The organism is Snuella lapsa (assembly GCF_039539345.1).
GTDB lineage: Bacteria > Bacteroidota > Bacteroidia > Flavobacteriales > Flavobacteriaceae > Snuella > Snuella lapsa.
On record NZ_BAABCY010000092.1, the window covers coordinates 1 to 21,594 of the forward strand.

Consider the following 21,594-nt stretch of genomic DNA (forward strand, 5'->3'; position numbering starts at 1 on the left):
GAAAACTTAGACTTGGGAAAGATAATTATTATCTAAATCAATTCCCTAATTTTTTAAATGAAATTGCCCTGCTACAAAGTCATTTATTTAGTTTTTCTTAGGAGTAATTCATATCTTTGCACCTTTATGAGAACAATCGCTCTTCACATATTAAACTCTCAGGAGTCGGTATAAAAGGCAGTAATTAGAATTGAGTCTTCAATTTTTTACTGTCGAATCTTTTCAAAATACCTATGCAACGGTGACCTAACCGTAGTTGTAAGGGTGTGTGTCCTGTTATCATTTTATTGCTTTGCAGCAAGCTCGTTTGGTCTTTAAGTCCTTTGTGTTTGTTTCTGTTTTAACTGATTTCAGCTACACTCATTTGTGTGAGATTAGGTCTAAAAGCATCCTTTATTTAATTAATAATAAAATTGATAATAATGCAACATTCATTATATAAAGGTGGTCTTGATAAGGAGATCATCGAACTATTTAAGCAAACATTTACCGATTCGGAAGGAGAAAACAAGGGTGTCGTTATTGGAGCGCTAGTAAAGCGTTTTCTTGAGAATACACCCAAGAAAGACATTCGTGTTTTTCTAACTGTAGAGGATAATCTTGTAGTAGGTGGAGTGATCTTTTCTAGATTGACTTTTGAAGAAAGCATGATAAATACATGGCTTTTATCACCTGCCGCTGTAGCTACTTCTATGCAGGGAACAGGCTTAGGGCAAGGTTTAATAAATTACTCGCAGGATTTCTTGAAGAATGAAGGTGTACAGCAAGTTGTAACCTATGGAGATATTAATTTCTATTCAAAGGTTGGCTACAAGCCCATAACGGAAGAGGTTATTCCTTCACCTTTAAAACTGACATATCCTGAAGGTTGGATTGCTCAATCCTTAGCAGGTGAAGATTTGAAACCAATTAAGGGTAAAGTTTATTGTGTTGAAGCGATTAATACAATTGATTTATGGTAGGAATGGGAAATTGGTCCATACCTTTATCAATCAAAATATTTAAGAAAAATGACTAATAAGAATTACAATATAAACGATTTAGGGTTTGATAAAAACCTTGGTAAATTTAGAATAGATAATAACCTGGAAACCTTTAGTGTGGGAAGGGTTATTCTGGAACATAAGGAACGATATGTTGTGCTGACTGAGTATGATGAGTTGGATTGTGAGCTGATTGGAAATTTGAGATATACAGCTCAGAGCAGGGCTGATTTACCCGCTGTTGGTGATTGGGTGGCACTCAGTGAATATGATTCTGACAAAGGATTGATTCATACTGTTTATCCAAGAAAAAATGTTTTGGAAAGACAATCTCCAAGAAGGAATGGTGAGAAGCAAATCATAGCTTCTAATATAGACTATGGGCTTATAGTCCAATCGGTCAACAGGGATTTCAGTATCAATCGATTAGAGCGGTACATCACCATCTGTCATGCAGCCAATATTGATCCCGTCATCATTCTTAACAAGGTGGATTTAGTTAAAAAAGAACAACTTACTAAGTTGATAAACGATGTAAACAGTCGTATAGGGAGCATATTGGTTATCCCGATCAGTAATACGACTGGTGAGGGATTAGAGTTTATAAGGCCTGTGATAAAGAAAGGTAATACTTATTGTTTGCTTGGGTCTTCAGGCGTAGGCAAATCAACTTTAATTAACAGCTTAGCTGGCAATGTTCTCATGAAAACTGGAGCCATCAGTGAAGCCATTGATAGGGGGAGACATATTACCACACATAGAGAGTTGATCGTGCTTGAAACAGGAGGAGTAATTATTGATAATCCTGGAATGCGTGAAGTTGGTATTACGGATAGTTCGGTTGCATTGGAAATGACCTTTGAGCAGATTTATAAATTGGCTGAAGATTGTAAATTCAATGATTGTAGCCACCAAAATGAAAAAGGCTGTGCCATTCTTGCGGCATTAGGGTCAGGAGAGTTGCATCAAGAAACTTATGATAACTTCATGAAGCTCGAAAGGGAACAGGCACGTTTTTCTACTACTATGTATGAAAAGCGAAAAAAGGATAAAGCCTTTGGTAAAATGGTAAAACAAGCCATAAATCAGAAATCTCTCAAGAGAAGATAGCTGAAAGAAAGGAGCGGTTATCCAAGACCGCTCCTAATTTTATCATAAATTTTAGCCAACAATTGCTTAAAACTACCGAGGTAACTACATATCCATTATACCTACCCAAATATAGATAATATTCATATGTGTGAGTGGTGTTCCAAGTTTTGATTCTTTAAGAGCGAAAAGCTATTTCCCAATGGTTTTGTACTTCTCTATCGGTAAGGTTACATAAGCAAACGCCCTTAAAATGTAGTTTTCCCCACAGAGCTATGGGGTATACACCATCTTATCACCATTTTGGGTAATTGAATAAAGTCTTAATTTCGTAACTCTTCCATTTCGGCAAGGGACGAGTCAAGTTTGTTAATTATTCCACCATAAATGGTCTTTACATCTTTACGATGAATGACTTTACTAAAAATACTCATCAATAAAGCAAAAGTAAGAACAAGAATAGTCGAACCGAGATGAAGCCCAAAAACCAAATTACTATGCTCACCAACTTTTTCTCGAAAGCCCATAAAACTATCAGAGAACCAGATCCCAAAGTAGAACGTAAGAATGAGGATTGGATATACGACCCTATACATCTTTCCATAACGCTCAATAGATAGTTCAATCCAGTCTTTAAATGATCTTAAAAATAAATAACTGCTTTGTCCTTTATCTATTTTTTTTAAATCCTTCAGATCATTATACGCGGTATAGGCAACATACAGCATCATTGTCAAGACAATACTGCCGGCCAGTAAGGCTCCGAGAAAGTATGCCCCAATGAATAGAAGGAAAGAAACAATTAGAATACCCCAGATGTTTTTCGAGAACATCTTCTTAAATTTAGTCATAATGTGCAGTGACTTTTTGTCGTATAGGTTATTAACCTTTGGTGCAATTAAAGCATCACTATTTAGGAAACCGTCTTTCCACATGGTTTCAATTGAATTTTCCATTTAATATTTTTTTAAGTCGTTCTTTAATTCGTTTGATGCGTACCCCAATATTGTTCGGGTTGGTGCCAATGATGTCGGCAATTTCTTGGTATGATTTTTCTTCCAGATAAAGTAGAATCACAGCCCTGTCTACTTCTGATAATTGTCGAATTGCATGGTATAGTTGATCGAGAGATTCATTGGCAAAAGCAGGGGGAGCTTCTGTAACTTCCTCTGCCAAGAGATTAGAGGAAGAATGCTGAAGGTTGTTTTTCCTTTTCTTCAGCAAGGTCATACTTACATTCAATGAAATCCGATATACCCATGTAGACCATTCAGATTGCGCTTTGAAGTTCTTTCTGCTTTTCCAGATTTGTAAGCACACCTCTTGATAATAATCTTCGAAATCTTCCTGGGTATCTGTATATGCTCTACATATCTTTATGATAATTGCAGAATACGGCAGAATTGATGAAGTATAAAAATCGTTACTCACTCTTTTTGTTTAATGACTTATCAATCATTTACTATAACATTTTACCCAAGGTTTTCGCCTGAGAATCCATATTTTGACCAATAATTAAGCCAATTAACATTCCAAAAGTGACACCTAAAGAGATGCCCAAAGAGCGCTCAAAATCGGATAGAAGTACCACTCCAAATAGAACCCCAAATGAGGCCCCTAAACCGAAACCTATGTTGGTGTAATACCCTTTATAAGTAAAAGAATAAGAATCCTTTAAGTATTTTTTAAAATGCTTGAGTGCTTGATTTAAAAATCTTTTATTGTTTGTGCCAGTTGAATTTAAATTAAGATTATCAAGTACTTTCTCTATAGATTGAATTTCTACTTCCGAAAGATTTTTCTTTTCCAAACTGGTTAGTATTTGAATGAATTCTTCGTAAAACTTGATCTCAGACTTTTTACTCGTATTAGATAGTGAGCTTTTAAAATGGTTCTTTACTTTTTTTAGTGTCATAATTATTTGTTTTACTTAGTTAGTGGCTAAAGTCAAAGATTATTACACCCTAATGAAATATTTTTTCAATAGATATTGCTTATGCGTAAAGTTTATCCATTTGCGTATTGGTGATAAGAATTATATATACTTACCTTAGTAACTATATTAACCTTTGTATTTGCTCAAATATAGGTAATATTCTTAAATAAAAACTGTGTTACTTAGGCTTGATTCTCTAAGCACAAAAAGGGAGCCAGTGGCTTTGTAGCTCTCTAGGTAAGCCACATAAACAAGTGCTCTTAAAATGACGTTTTTCGTCGCTACTTTTAAAATCAGGGGCTACATTAGCCCCTGCGAATATTGTAGCCAGTTATTTGTGTTATAATATACTTTGATATAATATTTTATCTATAATCCAAGAATTATTTTCTTTAACTAGAAATAAATAGTCACATCCTTTTTTATTTTCAGCCCAATACATATCAATTCTAACAACAGCTATTTTATCTTTAGTATCTAATATTTTCACATTAATTTCGTTTTCAGGCATAATGTTATTTTTATTATATGTGGTAGCCCATTGTTTGATTTCATTAATTTCAACTGTAGATATGTCTAGCCATTTATTTGAATCATAGTCGTACATAAACCCAGTTTTGGTAGCATTTATAGTAAAGTATTTATCTATTAATTCAATATTAAGTTCTTTAAAAGCTTTAGGATACATTTTAGCTGCTGAAATAATTTCATTTTGATTCATGGTTTTAAATTTTAATTTATTAATGAAACAAAAGTAGAAGGGGGGTATGACAACCTTATGTCAACTACACTTAAATTTTCTGCATAATTATTAAAAATATGTGGCCTTATTTCCAGACGGCTCAAATTGTTGTACAACGAGAGACCTCGCAAAACGTCTCGTTTTTGAAAAAAGTAAGAGGATTAATTTAATTATTCAAAGTGTAAGCCTTTGAGTAAGGCTACATTTTTAGGGAAGGCTACAACCGAATAGCCAAAAACATGAGGCATAGTTGATTTGTCTTTCATCTGAATGTTAAGCTTTAAAGATGACAACTATTTATTAGGTGTGAAACGAACATTAATAAAATTTAAGCATTTTTTCACAAAAGGGAATGTTTAAAATTTTTAATGAGAGGGCGTAGCGCTTGCATACGTTCTCAATTTTATAATTAATTCATTATCAAAATTTAAACGAATGAAAATAGTGATGGATTTAAATTAAAGATGTGTATCTAAATTCTTGTAAATTAGTTTTATGATTTACTGTTCAGTTTTTGTTGCGTATCAAAATTAATCAATTGAAATATTTTAGCCTTTACTTTAAAAAACTTATTCTCAATTTCGTTAGCCTTTAGTTTTGTTTCTATTAATTTGGATTCTCGCGAATTAATTAAAAATAGAGAGCTTTCTCCTAAGTTAAATTTACGCTCTTCAGCTTTTAGGAGCTTCAAATAGTCATCAATAATCACCCTTGTAAGATTGTTTTGTTCTGCATAAGAGTTAATTTCTCTTGTTAAAGCGTCAAACTTATTTTTAAGACTAACTCTTGTGTTGGCTATTTCAAATTCGGTATCATTTAATTTGAGCTTAGCCAATTTTAGATTTCCACGTTCTTTTCTTAAGAACAATGGGAAATTTACGCGCACACCTGACTTATAATTTGTAGTATTGAATGAGTTTATCTGCTCGGGAGTTTCTGATAAAAAGTTATATTCTAAATTTATTTGAGGCAATAGATTGTTCAATTTTAGTCGCCGTTCAATTTTTTGGCTTCTATATTTTAAATTTAAGGCTCGCAATTTAGGATGATTTTCCACTGTAAAGTTCTGAATGTTCAATCCTGAAGTTTTTAGTGTTTCATCCACAGTATTATAAGTGTTTGCATCTGGAATTACATTGTCTTGAATTTCAATAGGAATGTTATTGTCCAGCCATAAATAGTTTGATAGTTCCAATGAAGATTTAACATAAGCAATTCGTGCTTTCTCATGCTCCAATTTTCTGTTGTTTAAAATAATTCTAGCCTCAAGTGTATCAATAGCTGGGATTTCACCAACTTCAAAGTTCTTTTTAACGCCATCTAACCGTATCTGTGCGTTGTTAACAAAAGTTGCATAAACCTGTAAATCATTAAATGCCTTCAGCCAACTGAAGTAAGCAATACTGGCATCGTATAAAATTGTGTTAACCGCCAATTGACGTTCTGCCAATACCTGTTCTCTGAAAAGTTTTGCCTGTCTAAGCGAAGCCATCCTTTTATTGATGAGAAATCCCTTAGCTACAGGTATCGAGACGCCTGCACTATACAATCCATCCTTAGGTAAACTACCCTCGGGATTAAGAAATACACCTGTATTTTCCTGGAAATTTCCTTTAAGTTCAATACCGAACCATGTTGGGATTTTAAAAGTAGCATTAAGTTTGTCATAGTATTCTGTACTTTTAAATTTTTTACGATCGAAATCAATTTCTAGTTTTGGGTCAAAAGTACCACGGGCCTTCATTAACTTAGCCTGACCTTCGCTAACAAGTAAGTTTGCTTGTTTTACAAAGGGATGGTATAGTTTAACGTACCCCAAATATTCTTCGAATTTCAATACATCGACATCCTGAGAAAAGCAGGAAAGCCATGAACAGAAAACAGCAATTCCAAAAATTATTCTTTTTATCATTTTTTAGAAACTTTTTTACCTCCAAAGCCTGGTTGATAATAATTAGGAGGAAACCCATTTAACTGTCTCCACAATTCAAACCAGATAGGCACGTCATTAAGTAGGGCTATGGTTCGAGCACCAGAGCCAACTCGGATTGCCTTAGGCCATTCGTTGTCTTTGTCATCTGGAGCCAGAAGTATGCGATATTTGCCATTATCGCTAATAAAATTGTCAATTGCCACAATCTTTGCTCCATAAGTTCCATAAGATGCATTTGGCCAACCACTAAAAACGATTGCTGGCCAACCGTCGAACTGTACACGGACTTTTTCCCCTATGTGTATCAATGGTAAATTGATAGGCTCAACAAATGTCTCAACAGCCAATTCATAATTGGCTGGCATTATACTTACAATCTGATCTCCTTCTTTAAAAGTTTCGCCAATACCTCCTTTAATAGCTCTGGTGATATACCCATCTTGCGGAGCAGTTATGAACAACAAATCATTTCGTTTTTTATAATTGGTATAGCTGTTTTCAAGTTTTGTGACTTCAACGCGTGTGTTATACTGACTGGATTGGGCCGTAAACATGTCACTCTGAGCTTTGGATATCTTGTTGGCAAACTCGGTAGATACTCTCGATAGCTCAATTTCTGCATTGATGACTTCATTTTTACTGGCTATATACTTGTTTTGTTGCGAAATGAGTTTTGCTTGTGTCTCTTGTAGCTTTAAACGTTTCTCTTCAACATCTTTTACAGCTTTTAAACCTTCTGATTGCAGTGTGACTGTACGATCGTAGCGACGTTGGGCAATATCAACATTCGTCAAGGCAGCTTCCGTGGCGATACTGTCGCTCTTTACCTTTAGCTTGGATTGAATCAATTTATTATCGACTTGTTGTAACTTTAAACGCTTTTCATTGAGAAGCGCATTTATCTGCCGCTGCAAAGCCTGCACTTTCTCTTGATAAGCTAACGCCGAAGAAGATTTAGCCTTAATTTGATCATTTGTGCGCTCCACCAATTGATTATCAAAATAATCACTCTTGATTTCGGAGATCCTAAGGATAGTGTCTCCTTTCTTTACAAAATCGCCTTCACGAACATGCCATTCTTCTATTCTACCGGGTATCTGTGATTGTATGGTTTGAGGACGTTGATCTGGTTTTAATGTAGTAACAAGACCCTTAGCCGTTATATTTTGTGTCCACGGTAAGAAGAGTGTCAAAATTCCTGTAATAGCAAAAGCCAATAAAAACTGATTGAAACGCTTATGGTAGCCATTTTTCAATACCATTCTACCAGATCGAAAATGAGAAAGCTCTACTTGTTTATTTACCGAGTTATGGGATATATTCAACATTTTTTATAATCTTTTATGTATCCGTTTTCTAAAGTGATAATATCATTACAATGGGTTTGCCAACGTTCATTACTACTCACTACTACCAATGCCCATGGATGCTCTGGCGAAATAAGAAAATCAATGATTTTGTTTGTTTCTTCCTTATTGAACTGATCTAGAGCATCCTCCAATATTAATACTTTGGGCTTTTTTACTATTGCCCTTGCCAACACAAGTTTCTTTGCAATGGTATAAGATAACTTTTTACCTTCAGGATATATTATTGTGTTAAGACCGTTGGGTTGTTCTTTTAAAAATTCAAGAAGACCAACTTTTTCAAAAGCCCATAAAATATCTTCATCACTGATATTATTATCGCCAAAGGCCATATTTTCCCTTATGGTTCCTTCAAATGGTGTCTCTTCAGAAAGTGACATGCCCAAATGTGCTCGATAGTGATTCAATTTCAAGCTTTCGAGAGCAAAATTATTTACGGTTACCTCGCCTTTAGTAGGTTGAATGACACCCGCCATTACTCGTAGCAGACTGGACTTTCCGGAACCGCTTTCGCCTTTAACAAGAAGTCTGCTTTGAGCATCAACCTTTAAAGAAATATTTTTGAGAATAGTTTTTTCCCTATCAATTACTTCATACGATACTTTATTGAATTCAATTAATATATTTTGGTCAAAGTTTGGAGTTTCACCGTCCTGTATTTCTAGCGCTTTATCTACTACTTGACCTATTTTTTCTATAGAGGTAACGACGTCGTAAAACGGTTCCAGACCCAATATCAACTTTTCTACCGATGCAATGACTAATAAAATAATAATCTCTGCCGCTACAAACTGTCCGATATTCATTTCTTGGTTCAGTACCAATGTGCCTCCTATTAATAGTAGGCTTCCCGTTACCAATACCTTAAATCCTATCATAAGCATGAATTGAACCACCAACACCCTAAAGTGGCTTCTCCGTGATTGTAGATACTTGCTAACCAAAGTGTCATTTTTGTCAAGAGCCAAGCTTGTTTTTCCTGATAACTTGAAACTTACTACCGCACGTGCGACTTCCTGTATCCAATGGGCCACTTTGTACTTGTTTTTTGATTCCTCTAGACTCGTTTGAAGTCCTCTTTCGGCAGTAAATTTAAAAACGGTATATACTAATATGAGTAATAGAATTCCAAATATGATAAAGAATGGATGATAAAGAGATAATAGGATTAAGGCAAAAACAATTTGTAGAAATGCTGATGGAACATCAATCAGTATTTTAGAAAGTCCTTTTTGAATTGTAAGGGTGTCAAAAAAGCGATTCGCTAATTCTGGAGGGTAAAATTTGTGCAATTCTTGCATTTTTATTTTGGGGAATCGGTAACTCAGTTCAAACGATGATTTAACGAAAATACGTTGTTGGATAGTCTCAATTATTCGAAGCTGCATTAATTGTAAAACACCTGAAAATAAAACTCCTAGAGTAACAAGTATTATTAATACCACCCAAGAGGTAGATATCTGGGCACCTTGAATTAGATTAATAATGGCCTGAATACCTAAGGGTAATGACAAAGCAACAAAACCAGAAAAGATTGCATAGCAAAATATCTGAAAAATGTCTTTTCGTTCCAATTCGAGTAGCCCAACAAATCGCCGCCAGGGTGTAATCTTTGTATGGTTCATATTAATGGCTCTTTAAGGTGTTATGGATTAAGTGGATAAAGAACGAAGTAGGAGTCACATCTTTGCTGCAATCTGTTATGGACTTAAAATGATCTTTTAGAAAATGCTGGTGCAACCCTCCTTCTAATATGGTGCTGGCTAATGAAGCAGGATATTTATAGTCTTTATCAACAATTGAGATCATTTCTTTCAGGCGTGATACAATACGTTTGTAGATTACAAAATAGCCTTCTTGATTTTCTTGGTCAACCTCCTTTGTTAAAAAAGATTTAGAGTTTTCGTTAATAATAATACTGTTTAATACAACTTCGTTTATATGTGTGAATTTATTATCCACATTAATAGCCCTTGTTAAAACCTCAATAGCTTTCTCAAGTTTGTTTAAAGGATCTGGAATGCTATGTGTTTCGAGTACAAGCTGATATTCTTTCCAGGACCAATACCATGAGGAAAGATACAGTAGTAAGTAATGTTTGCTCTCGAAATAACGATATATTGAGCTCTCATTAGAACCTATCTTATTCCCCAGCTTCTTAAAGGTAAATGCCTCAAAACCTATCTCATCTATTAAAAAAATACTATGTTTTACAATACGTCGACCTAAATCAGAAGATTCAGGATCTTTAATGTAGATCTTCTTAGGTACTGCAATCTTTAAATTTGATAATAATTTTTCCATTTATCAGTAGTTATGTTTTCAAAATTAATAGTATTACTATTAATTTAAAATAGTTTTACTATTAAATAAATGTTAAATTTATTATATGGGAAAGTTTATCTATTTGTTGGATGATGGTTTTATGGTTGTTTATAATTCAGCCGTTAAAAATAGGAACATAGAAAAAGATGCGACCTGCCCCGGATAAGACGATTATATGAAACGCGTTGATAGGATATATATACGTAGTACAAATTTAGTTCCCGTAAAAGCCTGGGTAAAAGAAAACCCTTGGGCATACTGTAATAAAGTTGATCACAGAGGTGTATTTGTAGCGTTCAAACTAAACAAAAATCAATAGAGGATAAATTTATAATTTAGGACATTTAAAACATAAAATAAGGAGTCATGACAAAAAGAACAAAAACAAGTCGTAGGGAATTTATCAAACTTTCATCATTGGCAGGAGCAGCCATGGTCTTGCCAATTGATGGATTTTCGAATTCTTTAGGAAGGGAAAATATAGAAATTGGTATTATTGCTGATGTACACCAAGATGTGATTCACGATGGTGTGGAACGATTACGTGTCTTCTTGGATGAAGCTAAAAAACGTCACCCCGATTTTATTATTCAAATGGGAGACTTTGCTCTGCCAAATAAAGAGAACCAACCGTTTTTGGACACATGGAATGCTTATAAAGGAGACAAATATCATGTATTGGGAAATCACGATATGAGAGATCATGGGTTTACGAGGGAGCAAACCATGACGTGGTGGGACATGAACGAACGGTATTATTCATTTGATAAGAAAGGCGTTCACTTTATTGTTTTGGATGGTAATGACCCAAACCCAAAACCTTGGTCGGGATACGATCGATACATTGGAGAAGAGCAGAAGAATTGGTTGATTCAAGATTTGCAAAATACCAACAAACCAACCATTGTTTTTAGTCACCAAACATTACAGCTAGAATACGATGGTGTGGCAAACATGAAAGAGATAAGAGGCATTTTGGAAGATGCCAATAAAAAAGCAGGATTCAAAAAAGTAATGTGCTGCTTATCGGGCCATACACATACAGATTATATGACACATATAAATGGCATTTATTACCTGCAAATTAATAGTGCTTCATATCGATGGGTAGGAGGCGATTATAAAACAATTCGTTATAGTGAAGCGATTGATAAAACCCATAAATGGATAAAATATACCATTCCGTATAAAGAATCGCTATTTACGTTTATGAACATAAAGAATAACAAAATTATAGTTGAGCCTAGAAAAACAGTATTTGTAGGTCCTGGTCCGGATGAGTTGGGAATGCCTGAACAACGTTTAGACGATCCAATAGTTCCTAGTATTTCCGGATTTAAAATGAAAATATAAATAGTTTTGATATTTGGTAATAAATAATAAAGGAACTTGTTGTTTATCAGGCTATTACCTTGTCTTGACCAAATTTATTAATTTACACAGAATATATTATGATTCCATTTAAAAGATGTAAAGTATGATGCTTAGAACAATAACCATAGTAATAGTTTGTCTTTGCAGTTGTTTTTGCAAAGCCCAAAATAGTTTTTACACAGGTTTTGATGATATCATAGAAAAATATTACCCTAGTATACCAAGTGGTGATGCTGTGTATGTTACAGAATTGCAACAACCACAGTTTGCAGAAGGTTTAATAGGAAGAGCATTAGATCTTTCAGAGAAAGCTCCGTTAAGAAAACCCTTGGTAGTTGATAGCCTATCTACCCCAAATTATGATGAAAGCATTTCTTTGTCGGTTAGAGTTTGGGTAAAAACCTTAGAAAACGCAGCGCAAGGTACAGTGATTATAGGGAATAAGCCAAAAGAAGATCTTAAATCTGCCGGGTGGATAATTTATACTCAGGAATCAGGAGCATGGGCTGTGAATATTTAGGATGGGGTAAATAGTTTCTCGTATCGACCCACCGCAGCAAGACAAGCGATAAACGACGGAAAATGGCATCAATTGGCTTTTAGTATAAATAGAGATGAAGGTGAAGTATGGTTTTATATGGACGGGAAAAACGTAGCTATTTATAACATACCTAACTTAGGAAGCCTTAATAATATAAATAAAACCGTTATCGGGGGAACGCATGAATATTTTGAATACGGTTCCATGGGGCAATGGAAGGCATTTAATGGCTTTTTGGATGAAGTAACAATAGATACTTTTTATGCCAATTTAGGACTAATTGAAGGAGATTACAACAGGTTTTTTAAGCTCAATAAAACACATCCAAAAACCAATACAATTTTAAAAACAATGGCTTGGAATATTTGGCACGGTGGAAGAAGATATGGAGAGCACGTAGGAGTAAAGAGAGTTATTGAAACTATTAAAGCAACACATGCAGATATAATTGGTTTAATAGAAACCTATGGTTCTGGCGAGATCATTGCAGATTCACTAGGTTATCATTTCTACCTTATTAGTTCTAACCTTAGCATTTTAAGCCGTTATCCAATCAAAAGAACCATTAAAGCGTTTAAGCCCTTTAATTTTGGAGGAGCTGTTTTAGATATTGGAGATGGGAAAGAAATTTTATTTTTGGATACATGGTTGCATTATCTTCCAAATTATTCAGCTAATATCAAAGAAGGTAAAATGTCATCTGAAGCCATAATCCATGAGGAACAAAGCACCCGATCGGCAGAAATAAATCAAATACTAAAAGAAATACGCCCTATATTAAATGCTAACAATAAAAAACCTGTAATAATGCTTGGAGATTTTAATGTTGGGTCGCATTTGGATTGGACAGATGATACTAGAAAAATCCATTATGGATATAGTATAAAATGGCCCGTAAGTACAGCTATGGAAAAGGCTGGGTTTATTGATAGTTATAGAGCACTTCATGTAGACCCATTACTAGATGCAGGTTTAACCTGGACCCCTAGAGCGGCAACCTCTTCAAAGAAATATGGATTAAGAGATAGAATAGACTATATTTATTATCAAGGACCGTTAAAGCCAATAGAGTCTAAGGTGATTGACTATCATCCTGTAATGTTTCCTTCCGATCACGCAGCTGTTTTTACGGTTTTTAAATTAGAATAAATTTAAACAATACAATTATAATGAAACGTCGTAAGTTCATTAACCAATTAGGAGTAGGAGTGGTTGCATCAGTAATGCCATCAACATTGCTGTCTTTTACACCTGCGACCAGGGGCTTGTCAAAAAAAATAACCTTTGGTATTGTAACCGATGTGCATAAGGATTTAATGCCAGATGCCGACCAACGTCTTGAAGCTTTCGTGAATAAGGCTACGAAAAAGAATGTAGATTTCATCATTCAAATGGGCGATTTTTGTTTTGGAGATAACAAGAACAAGGATTTTATGAAGGTATGGGAAGCATTTAATGGACCAAAATATCATATTTTGGGGAATCACGACATGGATAAGAACTCTAAAGAAGAAGTAATGGAGTTCTGGGGTATGCATAAAAATTACTATTCTTTTGATTTGGGAGGCTACCATTTTGTAGTGTTAGATGCTAATTTTTTATATCAAGATGGGAAGTTTATAGATTATAAGCATGCTAATTTTTATGTGAATAGTAATCTTAGAGCTTATATAAACGATCAGCAAATAGAATGGTTTAAATCAGATTTAGAGAGCACCCAATTACCTACTATTGTGTTTTCGCATCAAAGTTTGTGGCACGATGTGGGCAACAGGCAGGTTTTACAGCATATCATGGAAAAAAACAAACAAAAAGTTATTTGCGCGTTAAATGGTCACGACCATACAGATTTTCATTTTCACAAAAATAGTATAGATTACATAGGAATAAATAGTATGTCTTACAAATGGGTATCAGGTAAATTTGAAAGCACAGAAAGGTTCCCAAAAGAACTGTATAAGGAGTATGGAAACCTGCATCACATTGCAGGCTATCAAGACCCGTTGTACGCTTTTGTGACTCTAAAGCCAAATGGAATTATGAAAGTTGATGGCGTTAAAAGTAACTGGATGTCTCCGTCACCTTACGATATGGGAATGGTTAGTGACAACCAGGATGTTCCTTTTTCAGCTGAAATATCCGATTATAAGATCAAGTTTAAAACAGATAGAATTTAATCAAAAAGAATTCCTCAAGACTTCGCCTTGGGTATAATTCATCCAAAAATTCTTTGTTTTCTGTAACTATTTAGTTTTACATACCTTTAAATGAATTTGATGAAATGAAATATTGATATCAAGCAAAAAATAAAAATAATTCGTATGACTTCCTTATCACTGCCTTTCTCCACAATTTTATTATGTATATCCCTGTTCTTCGGTAGTTGTTCGAATAAAACCCATTTGCCAAATATCATTTTGGTAATGACGGACGATCAAGGATATGCCGACATATCTGTGCATGGTAGTCCAGATGTTTTAACGCCCAATATGGATAAGTTAAAATCACAAAGCATTAGTTTAGAGGATTTTCATGTTAGCCCAACATGCGCACCAACACGGTCTGCGATAATGACAGGGAGACATCCTTTTAAAAATGGTATTACCCATACCATATTGGAAAGGGAACGTATGGCCTTAGACATAACGACATTGCCAGAAGTGTTTAAGCGAAAGCAATATGCAACAGGGATATTTGGTAAATGGCATTTGGGCGACGAAACCAAATACCAACCAGAAAACCGTGGTTTTGATGAGGTATTTATTCATGGAGGTGGAGGTATAGGTCAGGCTTATCCGGGTTCTTGCGCCGATGTTCCTGATAATAAATATTTTAACCCTACCATTAAACATAATGGAACCTTTATTGAGACTACCGGATTCTGCACCGATGTTTTTTTTGCACAAGCCTTGTCATGGATAGGTCAAAAATCGAAGGAAAATAAACCTTTCTTTGCTTACATACCAACCAATGCACCCCATGGTCCCTTTATTGCTCCCGAAAAGTATAAGGAGAAATTTGTTAATCAGGGATATCCTTTAAATGCTCAAGGTTTTTACGGTATGATAGAGAACGTAGATGACAATTTAGGCGTTTTAATGAAAAAGTTAGAGGATTGGGGAATCGCTGACAATACGATTTTGATATTTATGTCCGATAATGGAAAAACTTGGGGGGGACAAAATACGGTGCATGGCAAAACATACAATGCAGGTATGAAAGGTTTTAAAGGCAGTGTATATGAAGGCGGTACCAGAGTTCCTTTTTTTATTAGATGGCCCAATAAATTTAAAGCAGGTAAAAAGGTAGATGTTTTATTAAATCACTACGACATATTGCCTACTCTGGCAGATCTATTGGATATTGATATTTCTGATTTAAGTGATTTAGATGGGCAAAGTTTTCTTTCGTATCTAAATAGTGATACATATAAGGGGCAAGACAGATACAGATTTGTACACCTCGGAAGATGGCCACTTAATCCAAAAAATGTTAATAATCAGAAAATTGATGATCGATGGGTAGGAACTGAAGAAAGTTCCAACCCTAATAACTCTAAATACAAAAACTGTTCAGTTAGAAATGAGCAGTATAGGTTAGCTAACAATAACGAGCTCTATGATTTAATCAATGACCCAGGAGAAACAACCAATATTGCCGAAGAATATCCGTTGATTGTGGAACAAATGAGAAAAGAATATGATAAATGGTGGAATTCTATAGAACCATTTTTGGTTAATGAAAAGGTGTCGTTAGCTGACGAAAAACCGTTTTGGGTTAACTATAATAAACAAAAAGAAACCTCGGGTGTTGCACATTGGATGTACCCTAGCTTAGATTGAGGCTACAAAGGAATCCTATAATTAATTCAAATCAAGAAATTCTTTATTACTAAACTACTTTTAAGAAAGCGTATATTGTGTAGGGGTTATACCAGTATATCTTTTAAAAACCGTTGCAAAGTACGATGACGAACTAAAAGCTAAATTATAGGCCACATCCTGTACACTATTCGTTTTAATGCACAATTGTTCCTTGGATTTTTCAATTTTTTGCCTCAAAATATAATCTGTTGGAGAATAGCCCATTTCATTTTTAAACTTGTACTTAAAATGGGATAAAGACAAGTTGCTCAGTTGGGCTAACTGTTCTAAGGGAAGCGGTTCATTAAGGTTGTTTTTAATAAAAGTACATATCTCAACTATTTCCTTGCTTATAATTTGATTGGAATGTTTATTACCAAATTCCAGAACGTTCAATAGGAAGTGCAACAATAAATTGGTTATTTTAATCTTGTCCAATCCGCTTATAGGATGCTTGCAAATTCGGTAAATAGTATTAAGATCATGCTTTAGCCTATCAGAACCTTTGAATTTTCTATTCGATTTTAGGCTCATGAAACTCTCTATGAACAATTTCGTGTCCTTTTTTGTTAAATTTAAAAGGCGTCTATTTTTATCGGGTACTTCCATGATAAGCCAAAATAAACGTCCGCGTTCCTCAGGAAAACTTTTTGTGCCATGTTCCTCTCCCGGAAAAGTTAACAAAAGATCCCCGCCGTTAATTCTGTAATCCTCTCCTTGAATATGATAATACTGTGTACCCTTTTCAAGAAAACATATTTCTATCATATTTTCATGAACATGCATTTCCAGGCTTTTGTTCATTTGCCTATAGTTATAGGATCCCAAAACCTTTATGCATTCAAATCCTAAACCTTCCAAATCAATTATTTGGCGTTCTTCCGTAGAGACTTTATCAAGTTCTTGCATCTTTGAAATAGTATTATCGTACTAAAATTAATAATATTTTTTAAACTTTTAATTTTCTTTGATTATCCAGAATTTAAAACAAGGAAGGGTGGTCGATATTAGAGACTACTAAATTTTAAAAGAAGATACTATTATGAACAAGCATATAACCTGGAAAAATGACCAAGAACTTTTCAAAATTGCTAAAGAGGAATTGTTCGTTGCACTAGTGGGGGACATATTGGATAAAATGGGGTATTTGCACCAATTTCTTTCGCCAAACATAAAACCACTGCGAAAAGATATGGTTACCATAGGAAGGGCTATGACAGTATTGGAAGCCGATACTTTTGAAGAATCTTCACAGCAAACAAACAACCCCCTAATGAAGAAACCCTTTGGGATTATGTTTGAAGCCTTGGACAGTTTACAAGAGAATGAAGTTTATATATGTTCAGGAGCATCGCCCAGATATGCCTTATGGGGCGGTTTAATGAGTACAAGAGCTTTAAAACTAAAGGCTTCGGGAGCTATTGTTGATGGGTATTCAAGGGATACCAACGAGATAGAAAAGCTAAACTTTCCAACATTTTCATTGGGAACCTATGCCCAGGACCAAGGACCAAGAGGAAAAGTTATCGATTATAGAGTGCCTATTGAATTCAATGGCGTTCGCATAAACCCCGGAGATATTGTTTATGGAGATAGAGATGGGGTCTTAATCGTGCCCAAAGAAGTGGAAAAAGAAGCATTTAAAGGAGCTATTGAAAAAGCAAGAGGAGAAAAACTGGTGCAAAAGGCTTTGGAAGAAGGTATGAGCACTGTGGAAGCCTTTGAGAAATTCGGAATCATGTAACTAATCAATGATGAATCTATCCAATAAAAATATTTTAGTTACTGGAGCTGCAGGCTTTGGAGTTGGTCATGGAGTAGTAGTTGCATTATCAAAAATGGGTGCCCGGGTTATTGTAAACGACCTAACTTTGGAAGAAGCCCAAGCTGTCGCTGATACTTTGCCCAATGCTATTGCAGTAGCAGCCGATATAACCAATGAAAATCAGGTAGATGCTATGTTCACTACCTTGGCGGAACAAGTCGGCGTTATACACGGCTTAGTCAATAATGCAGGTATCGGACTAAGCAAAGAAGCACATAATGTTACCGACGAGGAATTTGACAATCTATACAATATAGATGTAAGAGCTGTATGGAAACTATCTAAATTATTTGCTAATCAACTTATCGAAAATAATACTGAAGGCAGTATCATCAATATTTCTTCCGTACATGCTTCAGCAACCATTGCTAAGTACGCCGTTTATGCCAGTGCAAAAAGCGCAGTGGAAGGGTTAACCAGGGGCATGGCGGTAGAATTGGGAAAACACAACATTAGGGTAAATGCTGTAGCGCCCGGTTACGTACATGCAGAACAGAATTTGGAACTGATTAAAACATTTGCCGACGATCCTGAACTTTGGGTAGAACAGCACACCAAAGACTATCAAAGTTTGCCGTTTGAAATACTGGCCGAAGATTGTGGCAATGTGGTAGGCTTTTTAGCTTCAGAATACAGCAGGGCAGTTACCGGTCAGGTGATTTATGTAGACAATGGAACCACCGCTATGCTGTATAACAATTCATTTATAGAAAAATAGCACATGATAATTAGTAAAATAACGTGTTTTGAAGTCATAGTTCCAGCCCACCCAGGAGCTATTGAAAGTAAGGGTTTCAATAAAGGATTGCATAAATTGCCCTTGGGAGCCAAAGCAGGGTGGAGTGTGCAATTTGATGAAGTCCCCAAGCTACTGGTACAATTAGAATTAAAGAATGGTATCATTGGATGGGGAGAACTGTACAGAAGCCACAATTGGGGAACAGTAGATGCCATATGCGAATTATTGCTTGGACAGGATATTGAAAAACTAACATTACAAAAATTACCTTTTGCCTTTTCCAGGGAATACGACGGTTTTGAGTGCGCTATTTGGGATGCTTATGCAAAACTAAAAGGCATGCGCGTAGTAGACTTATTAGGTGGGCCTGTAAAAGACAAGGTGAAAGTAGGCGCATGGTCCAGTCATCGCAGTCAAGAAGATATCGCAGATCTGGCTTTAAAATTTCAAAATATGGGCTATACGTGTATGAAATTTAAAAGCGATTTAGAAGACGATGTTGTAGGATGGTGTAGAACAATTGCTGAAACCGCACCGGAAATGCAGGTTATTTTAGACCCCAACGAGCGTTGGTTACATGCTTTTGAGGCAAAAAAGCGCATTGATGGTTTACAGGAAATTGGAAACGTTTTATGTTTGGAAGACCCGCTTCCACGTTGGCAATTAAACGAGTACCGCCAATTAAGAAACTACGCATCCGTGCCCATAGTACTTCATGTATCGTTGCCTTATATCATTCATGGACAAAGGATAAAAGATAGTATTCAGGCGATTCAGCTAGGTGCGGTGGATGGCTTTAATTTTAATTGCGGATTAGCAGATTTTCAGAGACTAGACCATATAGCGTCGGCTGCAGAATTAAACTGCTGGCACGGTTCCGAAATAGACCTTGGTATTTTAGAGGCCATGTACATACATTCTGCAGCAGCTGCGGCTTCCTGCAATTGGCCAAGCGATATTTTTGGACGATTAATACGTGAGCACGACCTATTAAAATCACCGCTAAAAATTGAGGCGCCCTATGCCCATTTACCAGAAGGATTGGGCTTAGGTATTGAGGTAGATATGGACGCTGTTAAACATTACCAAACAAAACAAAAAGCATATACATTATGAACAACCCATTTACTGGTATAGATAAAAACAAAGAAGATATTTGGAACATGGTGGTCAAAAGAGACATCGAGGCTTTTGTAAACCAGGATTGGCAAATGGTAGAAAATGATTTTCATGAAGAAGGCTTTATGGGAATCGATGGAGGCAAATCCCAAAGTATTGACCAATGGAAATTGAGCTTTCCAAATTTGGAAAGCTATAAAACCTCCTGGTTACAACAGGCTAAGGAGTTTCATGAAACCGCATGGGGCGAAGATGTAACCGAAGCATTGCACAGGGTAACCATATTACAAGACATAGAAATTATAGATGATGCCGCATTGTTGCACAAGAAGTTTGTTGGCGATATAAAGAAAGCAGACGGAAGTTACGTAGAAACAAATTGGCAAACACTCTATAGATGTAGAAAAATAGACGGAGAATGGAAGATGGTCGGATTTACGGGCTATTTACCATTTTTTAGTGTCAATTCTACCCCAGAATTACAAGCAGCTAAACAAATGCCGGCCCATGCAGGCCAACATGTTACCGCGGGTCCTTATTCCCCGGTTTTGGAAGTGAATCCAGGTAAACTAGTAGTTATTTCCGGACAAGCAGCCATAGATAAACTAGGAAACGTTATAGGGAATACCATAGAGGAGCAAACGGTCTATATGATGGACAATTGTAGTATGCAATTAGCCTCGGCAGGATGTACCCTAAATGATGTATTTAAAGTCAATGTTTTTATAAAAGATCTGGCCGATTGGCCAAGATTCAACGCCGTTTATAAAAATTACTTTAAAGACCCTAAACCCGTACGTACAGCAGTGCAAACAGGATTGTTAATGAACCTGGTTGTTGAAATTGAAATGTGGGCAGCTAAAAAATAACAAAACAAGAGCATTATGATTTGGGATCAATTAACATCATTAGAATTAAGTAAGATAGCCAAGAACACACCGGTTATCCTTACTATGGCCGCTACAGAACAGCACGGTAAACATTTACCACTGGCAACCGACAGATTGATTGGGGAGCATTTTGCTAATGAGTTACACAAAGCCATTCCCGATAAAGTACTCGTATTACCAACTATTAGTATAGGATGCTCTTCTCACCATATGGATTTTTCAGGAACACTAACCATTAGTCACGACACATTTATAAGGCAGGTTGAAGACATAGTAAGATCGGTAATACACCACGGGTTTAAGAACATCATCCTTTTAAACAGTCATGGCGGCAATCAGGCGGTTGGTCAGGTATTGGTAGAAAAGCTGGGCTATGAGAACCCTACAACAAATATCGTTATGGTGACGTGGTGGAAACTAGCATCCGAAGCTTTATTCACTTTAAATGAAAGTGGTAAAGGAGGCGTAGGGCATGCAGGGGAATTTGAAACAGCATTAATGTTAAATATAGCACCACAATTAGTACATCTGGATAACATAGAAAAAGGAAAACATACCGATACGTTTACATGGAGCAACGGTGATATGTTGCGTGGCCCCAAGGCATCCTATTACAGATCCACCAAGGAAATGACTACTAATGGTGTTTTTGGAGATCCAGAATACGGAACTTTAGAAAAAGGCAAACAAATTTCGAAGCTAGTTGTCAATGATTTAAAAAAAATTATTGAAGATGTTTTAACTGTCAAAAAATAAAATAAACACATGAAATGCCCATTAACAAAAGTTGCAAACCAACCGAAAATGATAATTAGGGCATTGCATTCCTGCACTGAGCTTAGTCGAAGTGTGACCTTTAAAAAACAAA

21 protein-coding genes and 1 pseudogene are annotated in these 21,594 nt (G+C 35.7%); 13 read left to right on the forward strand and 9 right to left on the reverse strand.

Annotated elements, in window-relative coordinates:
• Positions 1 to 422 precede the first annotated feature (422 nt).
• Together ABD792_RS16845 and rsgA are read left to right on the forward strand one after the other, a co-directional pair.
• Positions 423 to 962, forward strand: a complete 540-nt coding sequence (locus ABD792_RS16845; protein WP_345007539.1) for a GNAT family N-acetyltransferase — start codon at positions 423 to 425, stop codon at positions 960 to 962.
• A 48-nt stretch (positions 963 to 1,010) separates the two neighbouring features.
• Complete coding sequence (gene rsgA / locus ABD792_RS16850; RefSeq protein ID WP_345007540.1) at positions 1,011 to 2,093, forward strand: ribosome small subunit-dependent GTPase A; 1,083 nt, start codon at positions 1,011 to 1,013, stop codon at positions 2,091 to 2,093.
• 302 nt (positions 2,094 to 2,395) lie between these two features.
• On the opposite strand, the gene ABD792_RS16855 is transcribed toward rsgA, so the two are convergent.
• From ABD792_RS16855 to ABD792_RS16890, 8 genes are all read right to left on the reverse strand, one after another.
• Positions 2,396 to 3,028, reverse strand: a complete 633-nt coding sequence (locus ABD792_RS16855; RefSeq protein WP_345007541.1) for a hypothetical protein — start codon at positions 3,026 to 3,028, stop codon at positions 2,396 to 2,398.
• A complete protein-coding gene (locus ABD792_RS16860) occupies positions 3,012 to 3,503 on the reverse strand; it encodes an RNA polymerase sigma factor (protein ID WP_345007542.1) in 492 nt (163 codons plus the stop codon). Before ABD792_RS16860 ends, ABD792_RS16855 begins: the two co-directional genes overlap by 17 nt.
• Positions 3,504 to 3,534: 31 nt before the next feature.
• Entirely contained in the window at positions 3,535 to 3,987 is a 453-nt protein-coding gene (locus ABD792_RS16865) for a hypothetical protein (protein WP_345007543.1), read from the reverse strand.
• A 361-nt stretch (positions 3,988 to 4,348) separates the two neighbouring features.
• Positions 4,349 to 4,729, reverse strand: coding sequence for a nuclear transport factor 2 family protein (locus tag ABD792_RS16870; protein ID WP_345007544.1), 381 nt, complete (start codon positions 4,727 to 4,729; stop codon positions 4,349 to 4,351).
• Positions 4,730 to 5,243: 514 nt separating this feature from the next.
• On the reverse strand, positions 5,244 to 6,662 hold the full coding sequence (locus ABD792_RS16875) for a TolC family protein (RefSeq protein ID WP_345007545.1): 1,419 nt from the start codon (positions 6,660 to 6,662) through the stop codon (positions 5,244 to 5,246).
• A complete protein-coding gene (locus ABD792_RS16880) occupies positions 6,659 to 8,011 on the reverse strand; it encodes an HlyD family secretion protein (protein WP_345007546.1) in 1,353 nt (450 codons plus the stop codon). The genes ABD792_RS16875 and ABD792_RS16880 overlap by 4 nt, the downstream gene beginning before the upstream one ends.
• The gene (locus ABD792_RS16885; RefSeq protein WP_345007547.1) at positions 8,005 to 9,675 is read right to left on the reverse strand and encodes a peptidase domain-containing ABC transporter; all 1,671 of its coding nucleotides are present in this window, start codon (positions 9,673 to 9,675) and stop codon (positions 8,005 to 8,007) included. Before ABD792_RS16885 ends, ABD792_RS16880 begins: the two co-directional genes overlap by 7 nt.
• A 1-nt stretch (position 9,676) precedes the next feature.
• The gene (locus ABD792_RS16890) at positions 9,677 to 10,354 is read right to left on the reverse strand and encodes a TetR/AcrR family transcriptional regulator (protein WP_345007548.1); all 678 of its coding nucleotides are present in this window, start codon (positions 10,352 to 10,354) and stop codon (positions 9,677 to 9,679) included.
• A 387-nt stretch (positions 10,355 to 10,741) separates the two neighbouring features.
• Here ABD792_RS16890 and ABD792_RS16895 point away from each other — a divergent pair, with 387 nt between their 5' ends.
• The 6 genes and pseudogenes from ABD792_RS16895 to ABD792_RS16920 all read left to right on the forward strand — a co-directional run bounded on the left by ABD792_RS16895 (position 10,742) and on the right by ABD792_RS16920 (position 16,132).
• Positions 10,742 to 11,728 (forward strand): metallophosphoesterase family protein, encoded by a 987-nt coding sequence (locus ABD792_RS16895; protein ID WP_345007549.1) that lies wholly within the window; start codon positions 10,742 to 10,744, stop codon positions 11,726 to 11,728.
• A gap of 124 nt (positions 11,729 to 11,852) precedes the next feature.
• Entirely contained in the window at positions 11,853 to 12,269 is a 417-nt protein-coding gene (locus tag ABD792_RS16900) for a hypothetical protein (protein ID WP_345007550.1), read from the forward strand.
• Between the two features lie 42 nt (positions 12,270 to 12,311).
• A pseudogene (locus ABD792_RS16905) lies at positions 12,312 to 12,533 on the forward strand (LamG domain-containing protein); the annotation flags it as partial.
• A gap of 108 nt (positions 12,534 to 12,641) precedes the next feature.
• Positions 12,642 to 13,439, forward strand: coding sequence for an endonuclease/exonuclease/phosphatase family protein (locus ABD792_RS16910; RefSeq protein WP_345007586.1), 798 nt, complete (start codon positions 12,642 to 12,644; stop codon positions 13,437 to 13,439).
• Between the two features lie 20 nt (positions 13,440 to 13,459).
• Entirely contained in the window at positions 13,460 to 14,467 is a 1,008-nt protein-coding gene (locus ABD792_RS16915; RefSeq protein WP_345007551.1) for a metallophosphoesterase family protein, read from the forward strand.
• Between the two features lie 144 nt (positions 14,468 to 14,611).
• A complete protein-coding gene (locus ABD792_RS16920) occupies positions 14,612 to 16,132 on the forward strand; it encodes an arylsulfatase (protein WP_345007552.1) in 1,521 nt (506 codons plus the stop codon).
• A gap of 60 nt (positions 16,133 to 16,192) precedes the next feature.
• On the opposite strand, the gene ABD792_RS16925 is transcribed toward ABD792_RS16920, so the two are convergent.
• Positions 16,193 to 17,062, reverse strand: coding sequence for an AraC family transcriptional regulator (locus ABD792_RS16925; RefSeq protein WP_345007553.1), 870 nt, complete (start codon positions 17,060 to 17,062; stop codon positions 16,193 to 16,195).
• A 133-nt stretch (positions 17,063 to 17,195) separates the two neighbouring features.
• Between ABD792_RS16925 and ABD792_RS16930 the strand changes: the two genes are divergently transcribed.
• The 5 genes from ABD792_RS16930 to ABD792_RS16950 are packed head-to-tail and all read left to right on the forward strand — an operon-like array spanning position 17,196 to position 21,482.
• Positions 17,196 to 17,897 carry an RraA family protein gene (locus tag ABD792_RS16930; RefSeq protein WP_345007554.1) on the forward strand — a complete coding sequence of 234 codons (702 nt, stop codon included), beginning with the start codon at positions 17,196 to 17,198 and terminating at the stop codon, positions 17,895 to 17,897.
• Between the two features lie 7 nt (positions 17,898 to 17,904).
• Positions 17,905 to 18,696 (forward strand): SDR family NAD(P)-dependent oxidoreductase, encoded by a 792-nt coding sequence (locus tag ABD792_RS16935; RefSeq protein ID WP_345007555.1) that lies wholly within the window; start codon positions 17,905 to 17,907, stop codon positions 18,694 to 18,696.
• A gap of 3 nt (positions 18,697 to 18,699) precedes the next feature.
• Complete coding sequence (locus ABD792_RS16940; protein WP_345007556.1) at positions 18,700 to 19,833, forward strand: mandelate racemase/muconate lactonizing enzyme family protein; 1,134 nt, start codon at positions 18,700 to 18,702, stop codon at positions 19,831 to 19,833.
• Complete coding sequence (locus tag ABD792_RS16945; protein ID WP_345007557.1) at positions 19,830 to 20,705, forward strand: RidA family protein; 876 nt, start codon at positions 19,830 to 19,832, stop codon at positions 20,703 to 20,705. Before ABD792_RS16940 ends, ABD792_RS16945 begins: the two co-directional genes overlap by 4 nt.
• A gap of 15 nt (positions 20,706 to 20,720) precedes the next feature.
• Positions 20,721 to 21,482, forward strand: a complete 762-nt coding sequence (locus ABD792_RS16950; protein WP_345007558.1) for a creatininase family protein — start codon at positions 20,721 to 20,723, stop codon at positions 21,480 to 21,482.
• The last annotated feature ends 112 nt before the right edge of the window (positions 21,483 to 21,594 follow it).